Source organism: Bradyrhizobium septentrionale, assembly GCF_011516645.4.
GTDB classification, from domain to species: domain Bacteria; phylum Pseudomonadota; class Alphaproteobacteria; order Rhizobiales; family Xanthobacteraceae; genus Bradyrhizobium; species Bradyrhizobium septentrionale.
On sequence record NZ_CP088285.1, the window covers coordinates 1,523,377 to 1,546,687 of the forward strand.

At 65.4% G+C, this 23,311-nt stretch carries 24 protein-coding genes; 12 read left to right on the forward strand and 12 right to left on the reverse strand.

Annotation, left to right across the window (positions count from 1 at the left end):
- Positions 1-96 precede the first annotated feature (96 nt).
- The 3 genes from HAP48_RS09205 to HAP48_RS09215 all read left to right on the forward strand — a co-directional run bounded on the left by HAP48_RS09205 (position 97) and on the right by HAP48_RS09215 (position 3,415).
- On the forward strand, positions 97-1,482 hold the full coding sequence (locus HAP48_RS09205) for an ABC transporter substrate-binding protein (RefSeq protein WP_166214028.1): 1,386 nt from the start codon (positions 97-99) through the stop codon (positions 1,480-1,482).
- 215 nt (positions 1,483-1,697) lie between these two features.
- Positions 1,698-2,567, forward strand: a complete 870-nt coding sequence (locus HAP48_RS09210) for a carbohydrate ABC transporter permease (RefSeq protein WP_029085534.1) — start codon at positions 1,698-1,700, stop codon at positions 2,565-2,567.
- Entirely contained in the window at positions 2,564-3,415 is an 852-nt protein-coding gene (locus HAP48_RS09215) for a carbohydrate ABC transporter permease (protein WP_166214027.1), read from the forward strand. The genes HAP48_RS09210 and HAP48_RS09215 overlap by 4 nt, the downstream gene beginning before the upstream one ends.
- Before the next feature lie 66 nt (positions 3,416-3,481).
- Here the strand turns inward: HAP48_RS09215 and HAP48_RS09220 are convergent, their stop codons facing one another.
- The 3 genes from HAP48_RS09220 to HAP48_RS09230 are packed head-to-tail and all read right to left on the reverse strand — an operon-like array spanning position 3,482 to position 6,308.
- The gene (locus tag HAP48_RS09220) at positions 3,482-4,297 is read right to left on the reverse strand and encodes an ABC transporter permease (RefSeq protein ID WP_166214026.1); all 816 of its coding nucleotides are present in this window, start codon (positions 4,295-4,297) and stop codon (positions 3,482-3,484) included.
- On the reverse strand, positions 4,297-5,211 hold the full coding sequence (locus tag HAP48_RS09225) for an ABC transporter permease (protein ID WP_166214025.1): 915 nt from the start codon (positions 5,209-5,211) through the stop codon (positions 4,297-4,299). Before HAP48_RS09225 ends, HAP48_RS09220 begins: the two co-directional genes overlap by 1 nt.
- Complete coding sequence (locus tag HAP48_RS09230) at positions 5,208-6,308, reverse strand: ABC transporter ATP-binding protein (protein ID WP_420869893.1); 1,101 nt, start codon at positions 6,306-6,308, stop codon at positions 5,208-5,210. Before HAP48_RS09230 ends, HAP48_RS09225 begins: the two co-directional genes overlap by 4 nt.
- 296 nt (positions 6,309-6,604) lie before the next feature.
- Between HAP48_RS09230 and HAP48_RS09235 the strand changes: the two genes are divergently transcribed.
- Positions 6,605-7,834: a tetratricopeptide repeat protein gene (locus tag HAP48_RS09235; RefSeq protein WP_166216674.1), complete on the forward strand. Its 1,230-nt coding sequence runs from the start codon at positions 6,605-6,607 to the stop codon at positions 7,832-7,834.
- Between the two features lie 234 nt (positions 7,835-8,068).
- Here the strand turns inward: HAP48_RS09235 and HAP48_RS09240 are convergent, their stop codons facing one another.
- The 3 genes from HAP48_RS09240 to HAP48_RS09250 all read right to left on the reverse strand — a co-directional run bounded on the left by HAP48_RS09240 (position 8,069) and on the right by HAP48_RS09250 (position 14,146).
- Positions 8,069-9,535 carry a glycerol-3-phosphate dehydrogenase gene (locus tag HAP48_RS09240; protein ID WP_166214024.1) on the reverse strand — a complete coding sequence of 489 codons (1,467 nt, stop codon included), beginning with the start codon at positions 9,533-9,535 and terminating at the stop codon, positions 8,069-8,071.
- Positions 9,536-9,592: 57 nt separating this feature from the next.
- Positions 9,593-11,116: an ABC-F family ATP-binding cassette domain-containing protein gene (locus HAP48_RS09245; RefSeq protein ID WP_166214023.1), complete on the reverse strand. Its 1,524-nt coding sequence runs from the start codon at positions 11,114-11,116 to the stop codon at positions 9,593-9,595.
- A gap of 342 nt (positions 11,117-11,458) precedes the next feature.
- Positions 11,459-14,146, reverse strand: coding sequence for a sensor domain-containing protein (locus tag HAP48_RS09250; protein ID WP_166214022.1), 2,688 nt, complete (start codon positions 14,144-14,146; stop codon positions 11,459-11,461).
- A gap of 192 nt (positions 14,147-14,338) precedes the next feature.
- Between HAP48_RS09250 and HAP48_RS09255 the strand changes: the two genes are divergently transcribed.
- Positions 14,339-15,508 carry an NAD(P)/FAD-dependent oxidoreductase gene (locus tag HAP48_RS09255; protein ID WP_224497145.1) on the forward strand — a complete coding sequence of 390 codons (1,170 nt, stop codon included), beginning with the start codon at positions 14,339-14,341 and terminating at the stop codon, positions 15,506-15,508.
- Between the two features lie 86 nt (positions 15,509-15,594).
- Here the strand turns inward: HAP48_RS09255 and HAP48_RS09260 are convergent, their stop codons facing one another.
- Positions 15,595-15,780: a YdcH family protein gene (locus HAP48_RS09260; RefSeq protein WP_029085524.1), complete on the reverse strand. Its 186-nt coding sequence runs from the start codon at positions 15,778-15,780 to the stop codon at positions 15,595-15,597.
- A gap of 240 nt (positions 15,781-16,020) precedes the next feature.
- On the opposite strand from HAP48_RS09260, the gene HAP48_RS09265 reads away from it, so the two are divergent.
- On the forward strand, positions 16,021-16,227 hold the full coding sequence (locus HAP48_RS09265; RefSeq protein ID WP_029085523.1) for a YdcH family protein: 207 nt from the start codon (positions 16,021-16,023) through the stop codon (positions 16,225-16,227).
- A gap of 115 nt (positions 16,228-16,342) precedes the next feature.
- Here the strand turns inward: HAP48_RS09265 and HAP48_RS09270 are convergent, their stop codons facing one another.
- Entirely contained in the window at positions 16,343-16,513 is a 171-nt protein-coding gene (locus HAP48_RS09270; RefSeq protein WP_166214021.1) for a hypothetical protein, read from the reverse strand.
- Positions 16,514-16,710: 197 nt separating this feature from the next.
- Here HAP48_RS09270 and HAP48_RS09275 point away from each other — a divergent pair, with 197 nt between their 5' ends.
- Together HAP48_RS09275 and HAP48_RS09280 are read left to right on the forward strand one after the other, a co-directional pair.
- Entirely contained in the window at positions 16,711-16,920 is a 210-nt protein-coding gene (locus HAP48_RS09275) for a hypothetical protein (RefSeq protein WP_166214020.1), read from the forward strand.
- Positions 16,921-16,937: 17 nt separating this feature from the next.
- A complete protein-coding gene (locus HAP48_RS09280; protein WP_166214019.1) occupies positions 16,938-17,189 on the forward strand; it encodes a hypothetical protein in 252 nt (83 codons plus the stop codon).
- A gap of 25 nt (positions 17,190-17,214) precedes the next feature.
- Here the strand turns inward: HAP48_RS09280 and HAP48_RS09285 are convergent, their stop codons facing one another.
- Complete coding sequence (locus HAP48_RS09285; RefSeq protein ID WP_166214018.1) at positions 17,215-17,943, reverse strand: GGDEF domain-containing protein; 729 nt, start codon at positions 17,941-17,943, stop codon at positions 17,215-17,217.
- 145 nt (positions 17,944-18,088) lie between these two features.
- On the opposite strand from HAP48_RS09285, the gene purE reads away from it, so the two are divergent.
- Entirely contained in the window at positions 18,089-18,577 is a 489-nt protein-coding gene (purE, locus tag HAP48_RS09290) for a 5-(carboxyamino)imidazole ribonucleotide mutase (protein ID WP_166214017.1), read from the forward strand.
- Positions 18,574-19,677, forward strand: coding sequence for a 5-(carboxyamino)imidazole ribonucleotide synthase (locus tag HAP48_RS09295; RefSeq protein WP_166214016.1), 1,104 nt, complete (start codon positions 18,574-18,576; stop codon positions 19,675-19,677). Before purE ends, HAP48_RS09295 begins: the two co-directional genes overlap by 4 nt.
- 77 nt (positions 19,678-19,754) lie before the next feature.
- On the opposite strand, the gene aqpZ is transcribed toward HAP48_RS09295, so the two are convergent.
- Entirely contained in the window at positions 19,755-20,474 is a 720-nt protein-coding gene (gene aqpZ / locus HAP48_RS09300; protein WP_166214015.1) for an aquaporin Z, read from the reverse strand.
- A gap of 264 nt (positions 20,475-20,738) precedes the next feature.
- Here aqpZ and rpsU point away from each other — a divergent pair, with 264 nt between their 5' ends.
- On the forward strand, positions 20,739-21,035 hold the full coding sequence (gene rpsU / locus HAP48_RS09305; protein WP_029085516.1) for a 30S ribosomal protein S21: 297 nt from the start codon (positions 20,739-20,741) through the stop codon (positions 21,033-21,035).
- 209 nt (positions 21,036-21,244) lie between these two features.
- Positions 21,245-21,823, forward strand: coding sequence for a tetratricopeptide repeat protein (locus HAP48_RS09310; protein ID WP_224496982.1), 579 nt, complete (start codon positions 21,245-21,247; stop codon positions 21,821-21,823).
- 28 nt (positions 21,824-21,851) lie between these two features.
- Here HAP48_RS09310 and HAP48_RS09315 read toward each other — a convergent pair whose 3' ends face one another.
- Both HAP48_RS09315 and HAP48_RS09320 read right to left on the reverse strand, forming a co-directional pair.
- Complete coding sequence (locus tag HAP48_RS09315) at positions 21,852-22,772, reverse strand: hypothetical protein (protein WP_166214013.1); 921 nt, start codon at positions 22,770-22,772, stop codon at positions 21,852-21,854.
- 252 nt (positions 22,773-23,024) lie between these two features.
- A complete protein-coding gene (locus HAP48_RS09320; RefSeq protein ID WP_166216668.1) occupies positions 23,025-23,309 on the reverse strand; it encodes a cupin domain-containing protein in 285 nt (94 codons plus the stop codon).
- Positions 23,310-23,311 lie beyond the last annotated feature (2 nt).

A 23,311-nucleotide genomic window follows, 5' to 3' on the forward strand; every position in this document is an offset into this window, starting at 1 on the left:
ACAGAAGTCGTCGATGCGACATCTTTATCAGGTCACGGGCATGCGCTAGTGTTTTATCCAACCGGTTAAAAAACCGGCGCCATGAGGGAGAACAACGTGAGATCCAAGGTTATCGGTGCGCTATCACTCGCGGTCGCTGCGGTCGGACTGTTCGCGGCCACGGCACCTGCTTTGGCCCAGGGCAAGACCATCACGGTCTGGTGGGGCAAGGGATTCTACAAGTCCGAAGACGACGCGCTGCTCGAGACGATCAAGAAATTCGAAGCCAAGACCGGCATCAAGGTCGAACTGTCGCAATACGCGATCCAGGACATGATTCCGAAGACGGTCGCTGCGCTCGATTCCGGCACCGTGCCCGACGTCGCCTATTCCGACACCTACGATGTGCTGGCGCAGGGCAAGTGGGCCTTCGAGGGCAAGCTCGAGGATCTCTCCGACATCATGCTGCCGATGAAGGACGCGTTCGCGCCGAACACGCTGGAAGCCGCCCTGCTCTACAATGACGTCACCAAGAAGAAATCCTATTACGGCTTCCCGCTGAAGCAGCAGAGCATGCACGTCCAGATCTGGGGCGACATGCTGGAGAAGGCCGGCTTTAAGGCCGCCGACATCCCGACCAAATGGGAGGATTACTGGACGTTCTGGTGCGACAAAGTGCAGCCGGCGATCCGCAAGGCGACCGGCCAGCGCACCTACGGCGTCGGCCAGCCGATGGGCGTCGAATCCACCGACTCGTTCCAGTCGTTCTACACCTTCATGGACGCCTATCACGTCAAGCTGGTCGACGACGACGGCAAGCTGCTGGTCGACGATGCCAAGGTGCGCGACGGCCTGATCCACGCGCTGAAGGATTACACCGACACTTACATCAAGGGCTGCACGCCGCCCTCCTCGACGACCTGGAAGGACCCGGACAACAACGTCGCCTTCCACAACAAGACGATCGTGATGACCCACAATTTCACGATCTCGATCGCGGCGAAGTGGTTCGAGGATTCCACCAACCCGGCGCTGACCGACGCGCAGCGCGCCGCCGGCAAGCAGGCCTATGAGCAGGACATCATCACGGCGTCCTTCCCGAAGGCACCAGACGGCTCGACCATCAAGTACCGCTCCGACGTCAAGACCGGGCTGATCTTCGCCAACGCCAAGAACAAGGCCGAGGGCAAGCAGTTCATCGCGTTCCTGATGCAGGAGGACAACGTGCGGCCCTATGTCGAGGGCGCGCTCGGCCGCTGGTTCCCGGTGACCAAGGCAAGCCAGGCGAGCCCGTTCTGGCAGGCCGACCGGCATCGCAAGGCGGTGTGGAATCAGTTCACCGGCGGCACCGCGCCGTTCGACTTTACCAAGAACTGGAAGTTCACCATCCTGAACAACGAGAACGTCTGGGCCAAGGCGATGAACCGCGTGGTCAGCGAGAAGGTGCCGGTCGACAAGGCCGTCGACGAACTGATCGCCCGCATCAAGCAGGTCGCGGGGTAACGTAAACGATGCTGGCCGCCGCGAACGTATGTATTCGTCGTCCCTGCGAAAGCAGGGACCCATACGCCGCGGCGGTCGTTTTGAATGATGCTGGTCATCGGCTTTCGTGTAACAACGAAGGCCGGTGGTTATGGGTCCCTGCTCCGTGCGCAACGGCGCACTAGGCGAGGACGACGGATAGGTCGTAGGCGATATCTCGCTCTTAGAGTAACCGAATGGCGATCACACTCTCCGCATCCGACGTCCCCTCGCCGCCGCTGTCGGCGCGGCTGTCGCCGCCGCAGGTCTGGGGCATCGTGCTGCTCGCGCCCTATCTGCTCGTCTTCCTCGCCTTCGTGGTCTATCCGGTCTGCTACGGGCTGTGGCTGGCGCGCCATCCGGCGAGCTATGTCGCGCTCTATCACGACCCGATCTTCGCGCGTGCCGCCGTCAACACGCTGATCTTCCTGGTCATCGGCATCAACATCAAGATGCTGATCGCGCTGTTCCTGTCCGGCTTCTTTGCCCAACAGCGGCCGTGGATCAGATGGCTGTCGGTGATCTTCATCCTGCCCTGGGCGGTGCCGTCGATCCCGACCATTCTCTCCGTGCGCTTCATGCTCAATCCCGAATGGGGCGTGGTCAACCAGCTGATCTTCAAGTTCACCGGTGATGACGGCCCGAACTGGCTGAACGATCCGGCGGTCGCGCTCGCGATGGCGATCGGCGTCCACATCTGGAAATCGCTGCCGTTCTGGACGCTGATCCTGCTGACCGGGCGGCTCGCCATCTCGCACGATCTGTACGAGGCATCCGACGTCGACGGCGCCAATTGGTGGCAGAAATTCCGCTACATCACCTGGCCGTCGATGCAGACGCTCTACATCACCTGTACGCTGCTTTCGATGATCTGGACGCTCGGCGACTTCAACAGCGTCTATCTGCTCACCGGCGGCGGGCCCGCCGACCTCACCCACGTGCTGTCGACGCTCGGCATCCGCTATCTCAGGCTCGACCAGCTCTCGCTGGCGATGGCCTCGATCGTCTGCGCGATGCCGTTCGTGCTGCCGCTGGTCTATTACATGATGAAACGGTTGTCGCGATGAAGCTGCCTACCCTCCGCGAAGTCGGCACCGAGGCCAAGCTGCTGTTGATCGGCATCCCGGTCTTCATCTGGACCATGATCCCGATCTACCACATGTTCGTGTTCGCGATCTCGCCGAAGGAGGACGCATTCGCCGGCAAGCTGTGGCCGACGCATCCGACGTTCCACAATTTCTCGATCGTGTTCCACCAGCAGCATTACTTCCTGCGCGACTTCTGGATCCAGTTCTGGAATTCGACCGTGATTGCGCTTGCGGTCGGCGCGCTGACGCTGTTCATCGCCACCGCCGCCGCGTTCTCGATCTCGCGGCTGCGGGTGCCGGGCGGCCGCGCGGTGATGAACCTGGCGCTGTTCACCTACTTCATTCCGGCGGCGTTCCTCGCCGTGCCGATGTACCGCACCATGGGCACCTACGGCCTGCTCAACAATCACTGGTCGCTGATCCTGGCGATGGTGACGATCGCCGCGCCCTACGCGATCTGGGTGCTGAAACAGGCCTCCGACAAGCTGCCGGTCGAGCTCGACGAGGCCGCGACGATGGACGGCGCCACCACGCTGCAGCTGTTCCGCCTGGTCTATGTGCCGCTGATGATGCCATCGCTGGTCGCGGTCGGCACCTATGCGATCCTGCTCGCCTGGAACGAATATCTCTACGCGTTCCTCTTGCTGTCGAAGGACACCGACATCACGCTGCCGGTCGCGCTCGGCAACTTCCTCGCCGCCGACGATTCGCCGTGGGAGCTCTTGATGACCACGGGCTTCATCTACGCGCTGCCGCCGGCCGCGGTGTATTACGCCTTCAAGCGCTACATGGTGGGCGGGCTGACCGCCGGCGCCGTCAAGTCGTGAGGTCTCAGAGCGTTTTCGAGCGAAGTGGACGCCGGTTCGCGTGAAGAAAACGCGTCAAACAAGAATCTAGAGCGGCGCGGCGCTCTCGCCGCGTGCGCTCGATAGCTTCGAGGCGAACGAGGCGATCACGATGATCACGGCGATCAGCGCGATCACAAGCGTGCAGATCGCGTTGATCTCGGGCTTCACGCCGAGCCGAACCTCGGAATAGATCCGGATCGGCAATGTCGCCGAGCCGGGCCCCGTGGTGAAGCTCGCGATCACGACATCGTCGAGCGACAAGATGAAGGCCAGCATCCAGCCGGCAACGATCGCCGGCACGATCAGCGGCAGCGTGACCAGCAGGAACGCGCGCACCGGATCGCAGCCGAGGTCCATCGCGGCTTCCTCCAGGCTGCGGTCGAGCGCGGTCAGGCGCGACTGCACCACCACGGTGACGAAGCACATCGTCAGCGTGGTGTGGGCAATCGTCACGGTCCAGAAGCCTCGCTCGGCGTTGAGCGCCACGAACAGCAGGAGCAGCGACAGGCCGGAGATCACCTCCGGCATGACCAGCGGCGAATACAGCATGCCGGAGAACAGCGCCCGCCCGCGGAACCGTTCGCCCCGCGCCAGCCCGACCGCCGCCAGCGTGCCGAGCAGGGTCGCAAGCGTCGCCGACACCGCTGCGACCGACAGGCTCATCCAGGCTGCCTCCAGCATGGCGCGGTCGTTGAAGAACTCGTGGTACCAGCGCAGCGACCAGCCGCCCCACACCGTCACCAGCCGCGAGGCGTTGAACGAGTAGATCACGAGGATGACGATCGGCAGATAGAGGAACGCCAGCCCGAGCACCAGCGAGGTCATGTTGAAGCGCGTGAGCCTGGTGGCGTTGCCTGCCATCAGCGGTTGCTCCCAAGCTGGCGGCGTTGCAGGCGGTCGTAGAGCACGAGCGGCGGCACCAGCAAAAGCAGCAGCGCGACCGCGGCGGCGGACGCCACCGGCCAGTCCTTGTTGGTGAAGAACTCGAGCCACAACGCCTGCCCGATCATCAGCGAGTTGGAGCCGGCGAGCAGATCGGGGATCACGAACTCGCCGACGATCGGAATGAAGCAGAGCAGCGCGCCGGCGCCGACGCCCGGCAGCGACAGCGGGAACGTCACCAGCCAGAACGCTTGCCGCGGCGAGGCGCCGAGATCGCCTGCGGCCTCCAACAGCGACGCATCCATCTTCGAGAGCGTCGCATAGAGCGGCAGGATCATGAACGGCAGATAGGAATAGACGATGCCGAGATACATCGCGCTGTCGGTCGACAACCAGACCACCGGCGATGACACGATATGCAGCGCCAGCAGGATCTTATTGAGCAGGCCGTCATGCTGCAGGATGTTGATCCAGGCATAGATGCGGATCAGGAACGAGGTCCAGAACGGCACGATCACCAGCATCATCGCCACGCCCTGCCAGCGTTGCGGCAGCCGCGCCATGCCGTACGCGATCGGGTAGCCGATCACGAGCAGGATCAGCGTCGAGGTCACCGCGACGACGAGGCTGCGCAGATAGGACAGGATGTACAGATTGTCCTGCAGCAGCAGGCGGAAATTGTCGAACGACAATTGCGCAAACGCGGCCGCCAGCGCCGCGGGGCCATCGGTGAAATCGAACACCGGCGTATAGGGCGGCTGCGCGATCGCGGTCTGCGACAGGCTGATCTTCAGCACGAAGCCGAACGGCACCAGGAAGAACAGCACCATCCAGAGATAGGGCGCGATCGCGGCAAACCGTGCCGGCCGGGCGAAGATGCGGCGCGCGCTCATTGCTCGAGCACCAGGCAATCGTCGGCGGTGAACCACGCCACCACGCGCTGGCCGGCGAGATAGGCATCGACGTCGAGCCGCGCGGTATTGGCCATCGACGAGCGCACCAGCGCCCCAGACTCCAGCTTCACCCGATAGCTCGTGACACCACCGAGATAATTGACGTCAACGACGACGCCCTCCAGCCGGTTGATCGCGTGAGAGCCGCTCTCATCCGTTGCTGGCGCGCGGCGCGACAGCTTCACCTTCTCGGGACGGATCGCGACGCTGACGGCCTCCTTGGTCACCGGCGGCCACAACTCGCTGACCACGAGCCGGCCCGCGTCCGCGGTCGAGACCGTCAGGCGGCCATGCTCGCGGGCGGCGACCTGGCCGTTGAACAAATTGATGTCGCCGACGAACTCGGCAATCCAGCGCGAGGCAGGCGCCTCATAGAGATTGCGCGGCGTGGCGACCTGGACCAGACGGCCGGCATCCATCACGCCGATCCGGCCCGCCATCGTCATCGCCTCTTCCTGATCGTGGGTGACGATGATGAAGGTCATGCCGAGCCGGCGCTGCAGCTCCATCAGCTCTCCTTGCGTGCTCTCGCGCAGCTTCTTGTCGAGCGCGGCGAGCGGCTCGTCGAGCAGCAACACCTGAGGACGCCGCGCCAGCGAGCGCGCCAGCGCAACGCGCTGCCGCTGTCCGCCGGACAGCTGGTCGGGCCTGCGCTTCTCGAGCCCCTCGAGCTTGACGAGGGCCACCATCTCCGCAACGCGGGCCGCGATGTCGCGACGCGCCATGCCGGCGCGCTTCAGCCCGAAGGCGATGTTGTCGCGCACCGACAGATGCGGGAACAGCGCGTAATTCTGAAACATCATGTTGACGGGCCGCTCATGCGGCAGCACCTGGGCGATGTCGCCGCCGGCGAGCAGGATACGGCCCTCGTCCGGCGTCTCGAAGCCCGCGAGCATGCGCAGCAGCGTGGTCTTGCCGCAGCCGCTCGGGCCGAGCAGCGCGAAGAACTCGCCGGCGCGGATATCGAGCGAGAGCCTTTCGACCGCACGGAAATTGCCGAACGATTTTGCGACGCCCTCGATCCGCAGCAGGGGCATGTCCGAGACGGCCGGTTCAGGCAACGGCTTTGCCGCCTCCGCACTCGCTTCGCCTGATGTCACGTCCGCCAGCCCCGATTCCCCGCAAGGTCCAATCCCGGCCGCAAGCTAGCGGCGGATCGCTGCCGGCTCAACCGTCTCACGGACATCTCCCGCAATATTGTCGGCTCCCATGCCTCTGCTAGACTTCGCAGCCAAATTCGGGAGGACAACCGATGATTCACGACCGTTACGGCCTGCCACTGACCACCGCCTCAGATCGAGCCGCCGCATATTATGTCGACGGCGTCGATCGCATGCTGGCGGCGCTGCACGGCGCCGATGCGGCGTTCGAGACAGCCATTGCCGCGGACCCGGATTTCGCGCTGGCCCATATCGGGCGCGCCCGCGTGCACCAGCTCAACATGGAAGGTGCTAAGGCCCGCGCCAAGGCGGCCGATGCACGACAGCTGGCCGCCGCGGCGAGCCCGCGCGAGCTCCAGCACATCGAGATCATCGCGTCGGTGATCGAGGGCCAGGGCAAGAAGGCGATGACGGCTGCCGAACAGCACCTCACCGAATATCCGCGCGATGCCCAGGTGCTGTCGCTCTTGCTGGGCGCCTTCGGCCTCTACGCCTTCTCCGGCCGGCCGGACCATGACGCCGCGCGGCTCGCCATCTGCGAACGCTACATCAGCGACTATGGCAATGACTGGTGGTTCCTGACCTATCTCGGCTGGTCGAAGACCGAAGCCGGCGATGTCGTCTCGGGCCGCGCCGTCACCGAGCGCGGCTATGCGCTGAAGCCGGAGAACGCCGGCGCCGCGCACGCCGTGGCGCATGCGCTGTTCGAGCAGGGCGACGGGGCGGAAGGCCGCAGCTTCCTCTCCAACTGGTTGCCGGCGAATGATCGCACCAGCTTCCTGCAGGGCCATCTCGCCTGGCACCTCGCTTTGATCGCAATCGAGGAAGGCGACGCCGACGGTGCGCTCGACATCTACGAGCAGCACATCAAGCCGGCCGGCCGGCCCTATCCGCCGCTCAATATCTACACCGACACGGCCTCGCTGCTCTGGCGGCTGTCGGTCGCCGGCAAGAGCGGTCTCGAGTCGCACTGGAAGGACGTCGCCGCCTATGGCGACGGCTATTTCCCGAAAGCCGGCGCGCATTTCGCCGATGTGCACCACGCGCTGGTCTCGGCCACGAGCAACAATGACGCGCTCGAGGCGCGGCTCGCCGAGATGGCGGTGCGCGACGCCGACGGCAAGTTGGCGCCCGGTCCTGCCGCGATCGGGCTCGGCCGGGGCGTCGCGGCCTTCGCCGCCGGCGACCACGACAACGCCGTGCGCATCCTGGCGCCGCTGATGCCCGAGCTGGTGCGGATCGGCGGCAGCCATGCGCAGCGCGAATTGTGGGAGGACACCTTCATCGTCGCGTGCCTGCGTGCCGGTCAGGGCCGGCAAGCGACAGGCCTGATCTCGGAGCGGCTGCACCGGCGTCCGTCCCGGCGCGACCTCGCCTGGTCGCAGGAGGCGGCAAGGCAATAGCCGCTGTTGCGGTTGGTGACTGTCTCGCCGCCTGTTCCCGGATTTCGCTGCGCTCCATTCGAGCTACGCTGTCGCGCCGGCCGGGAACTGTTCTCCTTCCCCCTGAAAAGGGGGAAGGTCGGGATGGGGGTCGGCCACAAGCGACACCGGTTGTCATGGAGACAGGATCCCCAGCCGCTTTGCTCTGGCGAGCAAGCGACCTCCCCTTTGCAAGGGGAGGTTTGAGAGTTGCGCTTACTCCGGCTTCGCCATGAATGCTGCGAGCGCGGCGCGATCGGCTGGCGGCATGGTCAGCCCGAGCTTCGAGCGCCGCCACAGCACGTCGTCCGGAAAGCGCGCCCATTCCTTGCGCATGAGGTAGCGCACCTCCGCGCCGGTTAATTCGGGACCAAAGGCAGGGCCCAGATCGGCCTTCTCCCTCGCGTCTCCGAGGACGTCCTTGACGTTCAACCCATAGGCGGCCACCAGCCGCCGCGCCTGCGCCTCGCCGAGAAAGCGCCAGCGGTCGCGGGCGATGTCGACCTCGGTCTCAAAGCGCTGCCAGGCGAATTCGCCGCCCGGCAACGGCACTGTCGCGGTCCAGCGCGGCGTCATCGGATAGAACCGCGTGAACTCGGAGACCGCCCGCTCGGCGCGGCGACGCGAGGTGGTGACGTCGCCACCGAAGATCGTGAGCAGCGGCGCCTTGCCACGCCTGAAATCGAGCGACGCGATCCCGTCGCTCGCGCGCCGGTGCGCTGACGCAACGACGGAATTAGCGCCGGAGATCGTTCGCAGCACATCGACCGGCGCGATCTGTTCGCGAAAGTAGCGATTGGCCGCTTCGCAGAGATACGCCACTTCTCGCACCCCCATCGCGACAATAGCCGGATCGCCCTTGAAGGGATGGCTGACGCTGCCGATCAGGGTGAAGTCGCGCTCATAGGGGCTGGCGAAGATCAGTTGCCCGTCACTGTTCTGGAATGCATAGACGTTGTCGCAGTCGAACAGGCGGCGCACCACGATCTGGCTGATCTGCACCGTCGCAAGCGGTTGCGCCGGCACGCGCAACACGGTGTCGGCGACGGAAGCGGTCCACGCGCCGGTCGCGTTGACCAGCGACCGCGCCGTGATCACCCGGCGATAGCCGCGGTCGATCGCGACCAGCCGCCAGGTCTCGCCACGCTCGGCCCGGGTCAGGCGGGCGCCGGTGCGGATATCGGCGCCGCGCGCCGCGGCATCGACGGCGGTAAGCACGACGAGCCGGGAATCGTCGACGACGCAATCGGAATATTCGAACGCGGTTCCGAACGGCCGCTTCAACGCATTGCCGACCGGATGGTGGGTGACGTCGAGCGTCGCCGAGCGCGGCAGGCCGCTGCGCGAGGCGAGACGCTCGTAAAGCAGCAGCAACGACCGCAATTGCCACAGCGGCCGTTCCTCGGCATGCGCCGGGATCGCAAAGCGCGCCGGCCGCACCAGATGCGGCGCGATGCGCAGCAACACGTCGCGTTCCCTGAGCGCGCGACGGACGCGGAAGAACTCGCGCCGTTCCAACCCCGCCAGGTCGCCGTGGACCAGCCGCGGCGACGCCTGCGACGCGCCGGAGCCGAGATCGCCCTGCTCCAGCAGGATCACGCGCAGGCCGCGGCCGGCCGCATCACGCGCAATGCTCGTGCCGTTCAGGCCACCGCCGATGATCGCGACGTCGTAGTCCGCCATGCGCAACGCCTATCGCATTTCCATGCGAACGGAGTATGTGCTCGCACAAAAAAGGCGTCAGCTTGCGCCGACCGAGGCGAAGAAGTGTTCGGGGCCATCGACCTCGATCAGCTTCTTTCCTTCGATCACCCAGAACCGGTTGGCGACCGTCCGCACGAACTGGCGGTCGTGCGACACCAACAGGCCGCTGGCCTGCTGTTCCATCAGTTCCTCCTCCAGCGTCTCCTGGCCCTCGATGTCGAGGTGGTTGGTCGGCTCATCGAGCAGATAGAAGTTGGGCTGGGTGAGCCGCAGCACCAGCATGCCGAGGCGCGCCTTCTGCCCGCCCGACAGCCGCCCGATCGGACGGCCCTGCATCTCGATCGAGAGCCCGGCGCCGGCGAGCAGACCCCGCGCACGCTGGTCGCCGACCTCGAAGCGCCGGGTCAGCATGCGCATCGGCGTGTCGCTATCCGCGAGATCGGCCAGCGCCTGGTCGCAATAGCCAAGTACGAGTGACTCCGTGGCGCGGATCTCGGCGATTGCAGCCTCGGGACTCTTGATTGCCAGCCGCAGCGCCGCGACGAACCGGGTCTTGCCCGCGCCGTTCGGTCCGAGCAGCGCGATGCGATCGCCCTTGCAGATGAACTGCTGCCCGGTTCGGAACAGCAGCCTACCGTCGGGCGTGGCGATCGCGGCGTTATTCAGCCTGATCAGCACCCTAGCATGGGTGTCGCGGTTGGCGAGCCGGATCGTTCCGGCCGAGCGTTCCAGATGCGCCGGCTTCGCCGTCTCCTCCAGTCTCTCGGCGCGCTGCTTCAATTGCTTGGTCTTGGACAGCAGCAGGTCGCTGCCGGAATTGATGCCGAGGTTGTTGAGCTTCGCGGCCTGCTGCCGCAACTGCCGCACGGTCTTCATGTCGCGCTGAAAGCGCCGCTCGTCCGCGGCATCGAATTCGTCGAGCGCGGCGCGCGCCGGCGTGTAGGGCAACGAGAACAGCTGCGACCGCTCCGGGCGCAAGAACAGCGTCCGGTTGGTGGTCGCATCGAGAAAGGCGCGGTCGTGGCTTGCGATCACCACCGGCATCTCGCGTGGCAGCGCATTCAGCCAGGCCTCAAGCCTACCGATCTTGGCGAGGTCGAGATGGTTGGTCGGCTCGTCGAGCAGCAACACATCCGGCTCGGTCAGCAGCACGCGGGCGAGCAGCGCAAGCCGCAGCCAGCCGCCGCTCAGTTGCTTCAGCGGCCTCGCCCACAGCTCCTCGGGCACGTCGAGCGACTGCAAGGCGACGTCGACCCGCCAGCCCTCGCCGGCGCGTTGCTCGGCGGGCAGCGCCCCAAGCACTGCGGCATGGAACGGCATATCCAGCAGTCTTGGCGGCGCATCCTGCGCGACATGGCCGACGGTCAGTCCGCGCGCGCGGGTGATATCGCCCTCGTTGGGCTCCATCGTGTCAGCGATGCAGCGCAGCAGCGTGGATTTGCCGCGGCCGTTGGCGGCCACCAGCCCGATCCGGTCACCGGCATTGACGACAAAATTCAGTTCGGAAAACAGCGGCGCGTTCAGCGTCACGCCGAGACCGCGTACATTGATGAGGGTCACGATCAAATCTCTGGTCTTGCCGGCAATCACGACATCCGGAGGCTTGCAGCCGTCATCGGATGTGCGTGTCGAAGCGCGGCGAGGGATTCAAGTGCAGGCGCAAACGTTCGACGCTGCACGGCCACGAAGGGCAGACCAGAGATTTTACGCGAGTTTCCGGTCAGCCCTGCAAACGCATTTGCAGGGCGTTGACGGGGCCACGCTTGAGGTGGGGATCGGTGAATCGCGCCACGACGCAGCCCTCCTTTCTCGGTTCACATGTTGTGGTGGCCCAAGATGTATCCGGGCATGCAACGGATGGCAAGCAGCGCCGGCCGGTCCGGACCGGCGGTTCAGGCCCGCCTACCCGGCCTTGCGCACGGATTCCGCAAGATGGTCGCCCCCGACCAGCGCGGCAAATTGACTGATCGGGGCCGGCCTGCCGATCAGATAGCCCTGCACCGCGTCACAGCCTTCTTCCGAGAGGAAGAGGAGCTGCGCCTCGGTCTCGACGCCTTCGGCGACGATCGACATTTCGAGGCCGTGGCCGAGATCGATGACCGCGCGCACGATCGCGGCCGATTGCGGATTGCGGCCGAGATTGATGACGAAGGCGCGGTCGATCTTGATCTTGTCGAACGGAAACGCCTGCAGGTAGCTCAGCGAGGAATAGCCGCTGCCGAAATCGTCCATCGAGATGCGGACGCCGAGCGCCTTCAGCCGCCGCAGCAGCGACAGGCCGCGGTCGAAATCCTCGATCAGCACGCCTTCCGTGATTTCGAGCTCGAGCCGGTCGGGCGTCAGCCCAGTCTCGAGCAGGATCGAATGGACGAGGCCGACGAGGTCGCCATGGGTGAATTGCGCCGGCGACAGGTTGACCGCGACCTGCAGCGGAGCCGCCCAGGAGGCCGCTTCCCGGCAGGCTTCGCGCAGGATCCATTCGCCCATCTCGACGATCAGGCCACTTTCTTCCGCGAGCGGAATGAAGTCGCCGGGCGGCACGAAGCCGCGCACCGGATGGTGCCAGCGCGCCAGCGCCTCGAAGCCGATGATCTCGCTGCTTGCAACGCTCGCGCCCGCCGCCGCCTGCGGCTGGTAGTAGAGCGACAATTCACCGTTCTTGATCGCGACCGACAGCTCCTGGTGCAACACGCGGCGATCGCGAATCTGCTGATCCATCTCCGGCTCGAAGATCGAGATCGTGCCGCGCGATTTCGCCTTGGCGCGGAACAGCGCCGCGCCGGAATTGGCCAGCAGCGAGGCTGCGTCGGATCCGTTGTGCGGGAACACCGCGATGCCGGTGGTGAGGCCGGTGCGCACCGACTTGCCGTCGATCGCAAAATCCTCCGCGAGCGCCTCGGCGGCCTGCTCGGCCAGCGCAATGCCGGCGGCAGGCTGCTTGCCGTCGATGATGAGGCCGAATTCGTCGCCGGACAGGCGTGCGACCACGCCGCCGCGCGCCGCACCCTGCAGCCGTTGCGCGACCTCGATCAGCACCTTGTCGCCCATCGCATGGCCGTAGACGTCGTTGATCTCCTTCAGCCCGTCGAGGTCGACGCAGAGCACGGCGAACTCCTCGTCGGTGCCGGCGCAGGCCTCGATCATCTGGGTCAGCGCCTGCAGGAAGGCGGCGCGGTTCGGCAGATCGGTCAGGCCGTCGTGGTAGGCCATGTGCGCCATGCGCGACTCGGTCTGGCGCCGGTCGGTGACGTCCTCATGGGTCTTGATCAGATATTGCGGCTCGCCGACATCGTCGAGCACGGTCATGCGGCGGGTCAGGAACAGCCGCAGGCCGTCCTTGGTCGAGATCGGGTGCTCCTCGGCGATCATGCTGCGCTTCCTGATCGCGGCCTCGTCGCGGGCGACGATCAGCTTGGCTTCGCGCGCATTGAAGATGTCGGAGGCGGTAAGGCCGGCTGCATCCTCGCGGCGGCGATTGAGGATCGTCTCGGCGCTGCGGTTGGCCAAGAGATAGCGGCCGTCGCTGACGCGCTGGACGATCAGCGAGACCGGGATGTTGTCGACCACGAGCTCGAGGAATTTCTTGTTGTTCTCGAGCTCGCGCGACAGCGAGCGGCGGTCGGTGACGTCCTCGAACAGCGCGATCAGGAATTCCGGTTCGCCGGCCTCGTTGCGGGCGATCACCCGGTTCGAGGCTAGGATGCGTTTCTCCGAACCGCGCTCCACGAAGAATTCGCTGCGGTGATAGCCTTCCGGCGCGTTCAGCGCCGCACGGTCGGCGGTGTCGATGCTGACGGCGGTCTCGGGACGGAAGATCTCGTCGGCGCGCTTGCCCACGATGTGCTCGCGCGAGAAACGCGAGAAGCGCTCGAATGCGCGGTTGGCGAAGATGTAGCGGCCGTCCTCGATGTTCTTGGCCGCGACGCAGACCGGAACGTTGTCGAGCACCGATTCCAGGAATTGCGTGGTCGAGGCGAGCTTGCGCGACAGCTTGCGCTGGTCGGTGCAATCGAGATGGGTCGCGACCGAGCCGCCGTTGGGCAGCGGAAAATATCTCACCAGCACCGACCTGCCGCCGGGCAGTTCGGTGACCAGCCCCTCCGGCGCCGCGGCCCTGGCAAAGAAATCCACGGCGCTGATATCGAGCACGCCGCGGCTGCGGCGCAGCTCCAGCAGCTCGACGCCGGTCATGTTGCGCCTGATATCGGCGCGCGACAGGCCGTAGATATCGAGATAGCGGTCGTTGCAGAACACGATGCGCTCGCGCGCATCCGTCATCACGACGCCCTGGTTCAGATGGTTGAGCGCCGACGAGACAAAGGCGTTGCGCCGCAGTTGCGCGCGCTTGGCCTTGCGCAGGGCCGAGAGGATCCAGAGCCCGACCGCACCGAAGAAGGACGCGACCACCACGCTGCCGATCAAAAGCTCCCAGACCACGCCGGGGTCGAGGTCACCGAGATAGGTCGACGGCGCGAACGCGCCGGTGCCGGCCGAGGCGACACCGCACGGGGTGACGGCGGCGATCAGGCAAAGCACGGCCCTTGCCGGAATCGAATTCTTCCCGCCCGCCTGCCACTTCCTGCCAGCCATCGATCACCCGCGGATTTCCGGTGCGAGTGTTCGGCTCCGGCAGTTTGGATCGGGTAAACGCGTAGGGATGCAACCGGAAAATGTGACTTAATATACGGCAATTGCCCTGACATGATTAATGCTCCACTAACAAGGCATGGCTCCCCAACTATTCGAGATGGCCCAACCACTTGCCCAAATGCGCCGGATCGGCTGAACGATGCTGGCGCAGGGCGGCAAGCCCGCAATACGCGGAAATATTCGGACCTGAAGGACGAGATGGACAGGGTTGATTGCGTGATCGTCGGTGCGGGGGTGATCGGCCTCGCCGTGGCGCGCCGGCTGGCACAGGCCGGCCGCGAAGTGATTGTGATCGACGAGGCCGAGGCGATCGGCACGGTGACCTCGTCGCGAAACAGCGAGGTGATCCACGCCGGCATCTACTATCGCGCCGGCAGCCTGATGGCGCGGATGTGCGTCAGCGGCAAGCGGGCGCTTTATCGCTACTGCGCCGAGCACGGCGTCCCGCACAAGAGTTGCGGCAAGCTGATCGTCGCCACCACAGCAGCGGAGACCGAGAAGCTGCAGTCGATCCGCTCGCATGCCGAGGCCAACGGCGTCGACGACATGCAGCTGTTGTCAGGCGAGGCCGCGCGTGCGCTGGAGCCGGCGCTGAATTGCGACGCCGCGCTGCTGTCGCCCTCGACCGGGATCATCGACAGCCATGCCTATATGCTGGCGCTGCGCGGCGACGCCGAGGCCGCCGGCGCGGCATTCGCGTTCCACACGCCGCTGCTGCACGCCCGGGCCACCGCCAACGGGTTCGAGATCGAGACCGGCGGCGCGGCGCCGATGACGCTCGCCTGCGACCTCCTGGTCAATGCCGCCGGACTCGGCGCCACGGCGGTCGCCCGCAGTGTCGAGGGCATGCCGATCGAATTGATTCCAACGGCCTATTTGGCCAAGGGCAATTACTTCAGCTGCAGCGCCCGGGCGCCGTTCTCGCGGCTGATCTATCCGGTGCCGGAGCCCGGCGGGCTCGGCGTGCACCTGACGCTCGACATGGCCGGACAGGCGAGGTTCGGCCCCGACGTCGAATGGATCGATCACATCGACTACGCCGTCGATCCGGCGCGGGCCGAGCGGTTCTATCCGGCGATCCGGAAATACTGGCCGACGCTGCCGGATGGCGCGCTGATGCCGAGCTATTCCGGAATCCGGCCCAAGATCGTGCCGCCCGCGGTGGCGACCCAGGATTTCCTGATCCAGGGGCCGGCCGAGCACGGCGTCGCTGGCCTGATCAACCTGTTCGGGATTGAATCGCCCGGACTGACGTCATCGCTCGCGGTCGCCGACCATGTTGGCGACCTGGCCGAGCTCTGAGCGCGTGCAGCATAGCCTGCCGGGGGATGGTCGCGCTCAAGCGTCCATCCGGCGGCAGATAAGCTTGGTTGATGTTGGTGGGGGAACTAGTGGACCGTATCGTCCGCGGAACTCTTCAACCGCTCGATTTGATCCTTGACCATCAACTTGCGGCGCTTCAGCTCGCAAATATGCAGGTCGTCGACTGAGGGGTGCACGAGCGCTTCGTGCAGTTCGTTTTCGAGTATTTTGTGCTTACGCTCCAGCTCAACGAGATGGGCCTGTATTGCCATTGCGAACTCTCCTCGGTGCGTTAAACCTCAGGTTCGATCCGGACTCCCGAGTGTACACAAGTGGACGGCGCTGTCGACGGGGAAAGCGAAATGCCGCGTGCACGTGTTTCGGTTTATCTGTAACCAATCGTGACTATGGAACCGGACCGGCTTGCGCGGCGCGCGCCCAAGGAGGATATTCCAGCAAGCGGCTGCTTCGGCCGCAACAATCTCATCGTGCTTATCAGTTAATACACAACCATGAACGATCAGGATGAGCGCGAACTCCACGCCGAGCTCGCGCGTCTGCAACAAGAGCACCGCGACCTCGATGCCGCGATCGACGCGCTGCATCAGTCTCCGGCGCCGGATCTCCTGATGCTGCAACGCTTGAAGAAGCGGAAGCTGCAATTGCGCGATCGCATCGCCTTCATCGAAGACCAGATCACGCCCGACATCATCGCCTGATGCGCGCAGCGCGCGGTTCGGCGGCCCCGATTCAAAATCAGACGGCAGTTTTCCCCGTCATCCACAGTTCGCGTGCCGGCTTCACATTCGTGGCACCGGCGGGAATGAGGATGGATCAGGACGGGCCGTTTCGCGGTCGCTTCGGCCGTGGCACCACAAGACGCAGGATCGACTTGCACTCCGGGCACTGCAGGGCCATCGCCTCGTAGTCGCTGTTCAGCATCTCGGCGCCGATCCAGCGCCTCGTGAGATCGCAGGACTCGCAGCGTTGCTCTAAGTCGTCCATACGCCGTGCTTCCGAACTGTGCGGGCGGTGTGCACGATATCGTGCATATGAAGTCTACATCGTTAAGAAGCGATTAGGAAAGCGGCTGTCCGGGCCGTTGCCGGCGATCACTCGCGACGGCGGAAGCATGCTTGACTCTGTGAGAACAAAATAGGAACGTATTGGTCCAGCCGCTAGCCATGAGAGGGAGTTTCGCCATGTCCGCACCGCGTTCCCAGCCCGAGCACAGCCACTACGAGAAGGCCTGCGATCAGGCGATCGCGATGTGCGACGGCAACCTGCGCAGCACCATCAAGGCGCTCATCATGGCCAATGAATATCTGGAAGCCGAGCTCGAGGAATTACAGGCCGCGATCACCGCCGGCTGCGTTCCGGCGCAGAGCCAGGCGGCGAGCGACGCCGCTTAACATCCGGGGCACCAGCGATGACCGATGTCACCTACTACGTGGCGTTGCCCTTCATGCAGGACGACGACGGCACGCCGGTCGCCGGCAATGCCGAGGAATGCCAGAGCTCGGCGATCGCGCTGCGCCGTGCGGAGACGATGTCGCGAATGCCGGGCAGCATCGGCGCGGTCGCATTCAGCCGCACCGGCGATCCTGCGATCGGCGAATTCGGCGACGCCAAGCTGTTGCGCGCCTACGGCAACGTGCCGGAGGATCTGAGCGCGCTCTAATCCCCGGAGCGTTTTCGAGCGAAGTCTAGGATTCGTGGCGCCGCTGCGCCTTGCGCACATACATCGCCCGGTCGGCCTCATCGAGGACGCGCTCGACATCCGAATGCGCGGTGAGGATCGCGACGCCCGCGGAGGCGCCGGCGGAAACGTGGTTGCCACGGAACATGAAGGTCAGGCGGTCGATCGCCTCCTCCAGCGCCGCGGCCTTGGCTCTCGCATCGGTCTCGCTGAGATTCCACAGCAGCACGGCAAACTCGTCGCCACCGAGACGGCCGACCACGTCGGACGCGCGCACCTGATCCGATATCGCGGCAACGATCGCCTTCAGCACCTCGTCGCCCGCTGCATGCCCGAAGCTGTCGTTGATCGGCTTGAGACGGTCGACGTCGAGCACGATCAGCGCGCCGGAGGCGTGATAGCGCTTGATGAAGGAGAGCGAACGGGCGAGTTCGCGCTCGAAGCCGCGCCGGTTCAGGATGTCGAGCAGGAAGTCGGTCTCGGACGAGGCCTGCAGCTCCTCGATCCGGGCCTGGGCCCGCGCCAGCTGTGCCCGCAGCCTGCGGATCGTCGATTTGTCGCTGGATGCGACCGCCCCGCGCGTAGACGCTTCGGTTCCAGCCCGTTTTGTTCCGGCCTGTTTGCTTCCGGCCTGCTTACGTCCGGCCTTGCCAGGCCCGGATTTGCGCGCGGCCGTTGTGCCTTTGCGTCGTTTCGATGCCCCCGAGGCGGCCGCCGTCGTCTTCTTCATGCGCATCCTTGTTGAGGCCTGCTTATGAAGGCTTGCCGGGATTCACCAAGACAGGATAGTCCATTCTAACTCCCTTGCCACGCCTTGGATGACGCCCGGGCCGCCCCTATAATCGGCCTATGCTTTTGGATTCCTGCACAGAATTGAAGAGATGACCGCTCCGATCGCCATCATCATGGGAAGTCAGTCCGACTGGGGGACCATGCGCCACGCCGCCGACACGCTGGCTGCGCTTGGTATTGCCTGCGAAACGCGCATTGTTTCGGCCCACCGCACCCCCGATCGGCTCTATGCCTTCGCCAAGGGCGCCAAGGCTGCCGGCCACAAGGTGATCATCGCCGGCGCCGGCGGTGCGGCCCACCTGCCGGGCATGGCGGCCGCGCTGACGGAGCTGCCGGTGTTCGGGGTTCCCGTCGAGTCGAAGGCGCTGTCCGGCGTCGATTCGCTCTATTCGATCGTGCAGATGCCAGCCGGGATCCCGGTCGGAACGCTCGCGATCGGCAAGGCCGGCGCGATCAATGCCGCCTTGCTCGCGGCAAGCGTGCTCGCGCTCAACGATGCTGCCCTGGCCGGCCGGCTTGCGGCCTGGCGACAGCAGCAGACCGACGCGGTCAAGGACCATCCGGAGGGTACGGCGTGACGGCTTCAAACGCAGTGAAGCTGAAGCCGGGCGACACCATTGGAATCCTCGGCGGCGGACAATTGGGCCGGATGCTGGCGATGGCCGCAGCGCGCCTCGGGCTCCGCTGCCAGGTGTTTTCGCCCGACCCGGACTCGCCGGCCTTCGACGTGGTGCAGAACGCGACCTGCGCGGAATATGCCGACGTCGAGGCGCTCGAACTGTTCGCCAACGACGTCGACGTCGTCACCTATGAGTTCGAGAACGTCCCGGCCGCGACCGCCATGGTGCTCGCCGCGCGACGCCCGGTGCTGCCGGCGCAGAAGATCCTCGAGACCACGCAGGACCGGCTGATCGAGAAGGATTTCGTCAGCAAGCTCGGCATCGGCACTGCTGATTATGCCGACGTCTCCTCGGTCGCGACGCTGCGCGCGGCGATCGAACGGATCGGCCTGCCCGCGGTGATCAAGACCCGCCGCTTCGGCTATGACGGCAAGGGCCAGGCGATCATCCGCGCCGGCGACGACCTCGAACAGGTCTGGCAGGACCTCGGCACCAAGTCGGCGATCCTCGAGGCCTTCGTGACGTTCGAGCGCGAGATCTCGGTGATCGCGGCCCGCTCCGCGTCCGGCGAGGTCGAGTGCTTCGACGTCACCGAGAACGAGCATCGCGACCACATCCTGAAAATTTCCCGCGCGCCCGCCGCGATCCCCGAGGAGCTATCCGCACAGGCGCGGGCGATCGCCGAAAAGATCGCCACGGCGCTCGACTATGTCGGCGTGCTTGCGGTGGAGCTGTTTGTCGTGCCCGGCAATGGCGCGGCGACGGTGCTGGTCAACGAGATCGCGCCACGCGTGCACAATTCCGGCCACTGGACGCTCGACGGCGCCTCGATCTCACAGTTCGAGCAGCACATCCGCGCGATCGCCGGCTGGCCGCTCGGCAAGCCGGTGCGCCATGGCGAGGTCACCATGACCAACCTGATCGGCGACGATATCCTGAGCTACGAGCAGTGGCTCACCGTCCCCGGCGTCACCGTGCATCTCTACGGCAAGGGCACGCCGCGCCCCGGCCGCAAGATGGGGCACGTCACCGAAGTGACGCCGCCCCGCAAGCCTTGATCCGCCACGCTTCGCAGCGGCATTCGCGACAGATCGATGGAAGCGGGATCGTGGCTGCCACGATCCCGTTTTGCCGGTCAGGTCTTCACGCCGGCAACGACACCGGTCGGCTCGTCGCTGAGCCAGCGATAGATCACGCCGCCCAAGGCACCGCCGATCAGCGGCGCGACCCAGAACATCCAGAGCTGCGCCACCGCCCAGCCGCCGACGAACAGTGCCGGCCCGGTGCTGCGCGCCGGGTTCACCGAGGTGTTGGTGACGGGAATGCTGACCAGATGGATCATCACCAGCGCAAGGCCGATCGCGAGCGGCGCGAAGCCGGCGGGCGCCTTGCCATGGGTCGATCCCATGATGATGAACAGGAACATCATGGTCATCACCACTTCGGTGATGAAGCACACCACCATGCTGTACTGGCCGGGTGAATGCGCATCATAGCCATTGGAGGCGAAGCCCTTGCTGACGTCAAAGCCGGGCGCGCCGCTGGCGATCACATAAAGCAGCCAGGCCGCGATGATGGCACCCACGACCTGCGCGATGATGTAGGGCAGCACCTGGCCGCCCGGAAAACGCCCACCCGCAGCCAGCCCGACCGTGACGGCCGGGTTGAGGTGGCAGCCCGAGATATGGCCGATCGCATAGGCCATGGTCACCACGCTGAGCCCAAACGCCAGTGACACGCCGACCAGGCCGATGCCGACCTGCGGAAAGCCGGCTGCGATCACCGCGCTGCCGCAGCCGGCAAATGTGAGCCAGAACGTACCGATGGCCTCGGCCGCGTATTTCTTCATCGCCATGTGGCATCTCCCCTATTTCCAATGTCCGAAGTTCTCAAAACTCCGGGAACGGCCCCGATCCCGGCGCCAAATCACCCAAATCAGGGCCGCACAAAGGCATTTTCGCCCCATTTCGTGGCTTTACTAGGCCCGAAAGTCACTCGACCGGTGGACATCTGCGCGTTTGTCTGATACATGCGCGCGCCTAGGGTTAAGAGGCAGGCCTTTTGCCGCCCCTTCACCTCGCCAGAATTCCGAACCGATCAATTCAAAAGAGGATGCCGCGTGCAGGTTCTCGTCCGCGATAACAATGTCGACCAAGCTCTCAAGGCGCTGAAGAAGAAGATGCAGCGCGAGGGCATTTTCCGCGAGATGAAGCTCCGCGGTCACTACGAAAAGCCCTCTGAGAAGAAGGCTCGCGAAAAGGCCGAAGCCGTGCGCCGCGCACGCAAGCTGGCGCGCAAGAAGCTGCAGCGCGAAGGCCTGCTGCCGATGAAGCCGAAGCCGGTGTTTGGCGCCGGTCCGGGTGGCGATCGCGGTGGCCGTCCTGGTGGTCCGGGCGCTGGTCGCGGCCCCCGCTGAACCGTTTTGCAGATCTGGAAGTCTAACAGCGCGGGCCCCGGGCCCGCGTTGTCGTTTTGAAGCGAGCCTCGTTCCGGGGTACCAATGCAAAATTACCGGCAGGAGCGTTTTGCATAATGGCTGCTTCGGCGCTCCGCCCCCTTCCCCCAGGACCAGTACATCCAGGGACTGCGCACCGCCGTCGCGCATCGCAACTCATCATCGCTGCAGTGGCTCTCGGCCTGCCGCTCGGAGGCTGCTCCTTCGATCTCGGATCATGGGGCTCGGACGACAAGCCTAAACCGGCTGCCACCGCCGACAAGCCGGCTGCCGACACGATCACGCCGCAGGACATCAACAGCGCCAAGGATCACGCCACGCGCGGCCAGGTGCTGGCGCATTCCGGCAAGCTCGACGAGGCGCAGGCGGAATTTGAGCAAGCGCTGACGACCGATCCCTACAACATCCAGGCTCTGTATGGCCGTGGCCTGATCTATCAGGGCCGTGGGCAACATCAGCAGGCGATCGACGATTTCACGGCGGCCAGCGGGCTGTCGCCGCAGAAGGCCGAGCCTCTGGTCAGCCGCGCCACCAGCTATCTCGCGCTCGACAAGGCCAAGCAGGCCGTCGCCGATCTCGACGAGGCCGTGCAGGCCGATCCCAACAATGTTGCGGCGTGGAGCGCGCGCGGCCAGGCCTATGAGCGACTTGGCGACAAGGCCAAGGCGGCGGCGTCCTACAATCACGCCCTGGCGCTGCGGCCAAGGGACGAGACCGCGCGCAGCGGGCTGGCGCGCACCGGCGGATAATTGTTCGGCTTACTTCGGCGAGTTCGGCTTACTTCGGCAAGACGGCGTGGAACATCGACTTCATGCCGGAGAACACGTCGTCGGTCACCGAGCTGCGCTCACTGGTCCGCTCGTTCTTGGGCGCCGGCATGGCGGCGTCGGCGCGCAGGTCGAGCGGGGCCTGCAGCACCGGAACCGGAATATCGGCCGGCGGCGTCAGCCGGTTCGAATCCTGAGCGCTGGCGGCGTAGGGCGGACGCGACTGCGAGGATTGATCGGCATTCTCGCCGGATGGGTTCGACACCATGATCGGCGGCGGCAAGGGGCGGATCGCCGACGCGGCGGCCGGACGCTGCTGGTCAGGCAGGCGGGCAAGATCGGTACGCGCCGCATCCTGGGAGCGCGCAGCATCCTGCGGACGCTCCTTGCGCAACCGCTCGATGGCGGCGCGGGCAAGATCGTTGGCGTCGCGATTTTCCTCAGGCGTGACCGCGGCCTCGGCCGGCGCGGCTGACGTCGCAGGAGCGGAAAGCTGCGGCGCGGCAGCTGGCGCGGCCTTCGCGACCGCCTTCGGCGCCACCGGACGATGGCGCGAGTCGGCGAGGATGCTGGCGGTATCGGCGGGCGCATCAGGCTTCGAGTCGGCAGCCTTGGGGTCGGTAGATTTGGGCTCGGCGGGCTTCTCGGTGACGGTAGCCTTCTCGGACGCGGAGCGCTCGATCAGCGTGCGCTCGGACATGCCCTTGGCCTTCACGCCGGCTTCGGGGAGGCTGCTGACCACGGTGGACTTTTCGGCGGGCTTGGCGGCGGCCTTCGGATCGGCTTTGGGATCCACGGCGGCGGTCACGGCTGCGGCCGCCGGCGCTTCCGGCCTGGCCACGATGTAGTGATTAACGATGTACGCCCCGATGATGGTCGCTGCCACCGAGGGTAAGATGTCCATCACGAATTTCTTCAGGTAACTCAGCATGACCTGCCACTCCCCGCCCTGGTATTTCATGCTGGAACTTTGAGGCACATTCAGGGATCAACTGCGACGGATCGGTGGCAAACCCCCGTTCCGCCGTCACCTTTGGTGTCATCTTGGTTTCAGCCGGAGGCGCCCCCTGCGCAGGCCGCATCCACCTGCTAGATCATCGTGCAGCCGTTAACGGGTTATGAATTTCCACAGCCGCGCAGGCTCGGACCTGCCATTCGGCGCGCGCAGGGTTAAGGCGCCGCGTCAGGGCTTGAGTTCGACCTCAAGGAACACGATCTCGCTGGCCGTCTCGTTGAGCACGTCGTGCTGGACCCCGGCCTTGCGGAAGTAGGACTTGCCGACGGCGAGCTGCGCCTTCGAGCGCTCGCCGTTCGGCGCCACGATCGTCATCTCGCCCGCCGTGATCGGAACGATGACGTAGTCCATCTCATGGGTGTGGTGGCCAGTGGCGCTGCCCGGCGCGAGCCGCCACTCGGTCACGCGGACCTCCGCCGCATCCACCTGCACGTCCGATTTGGCGCTCAACATCG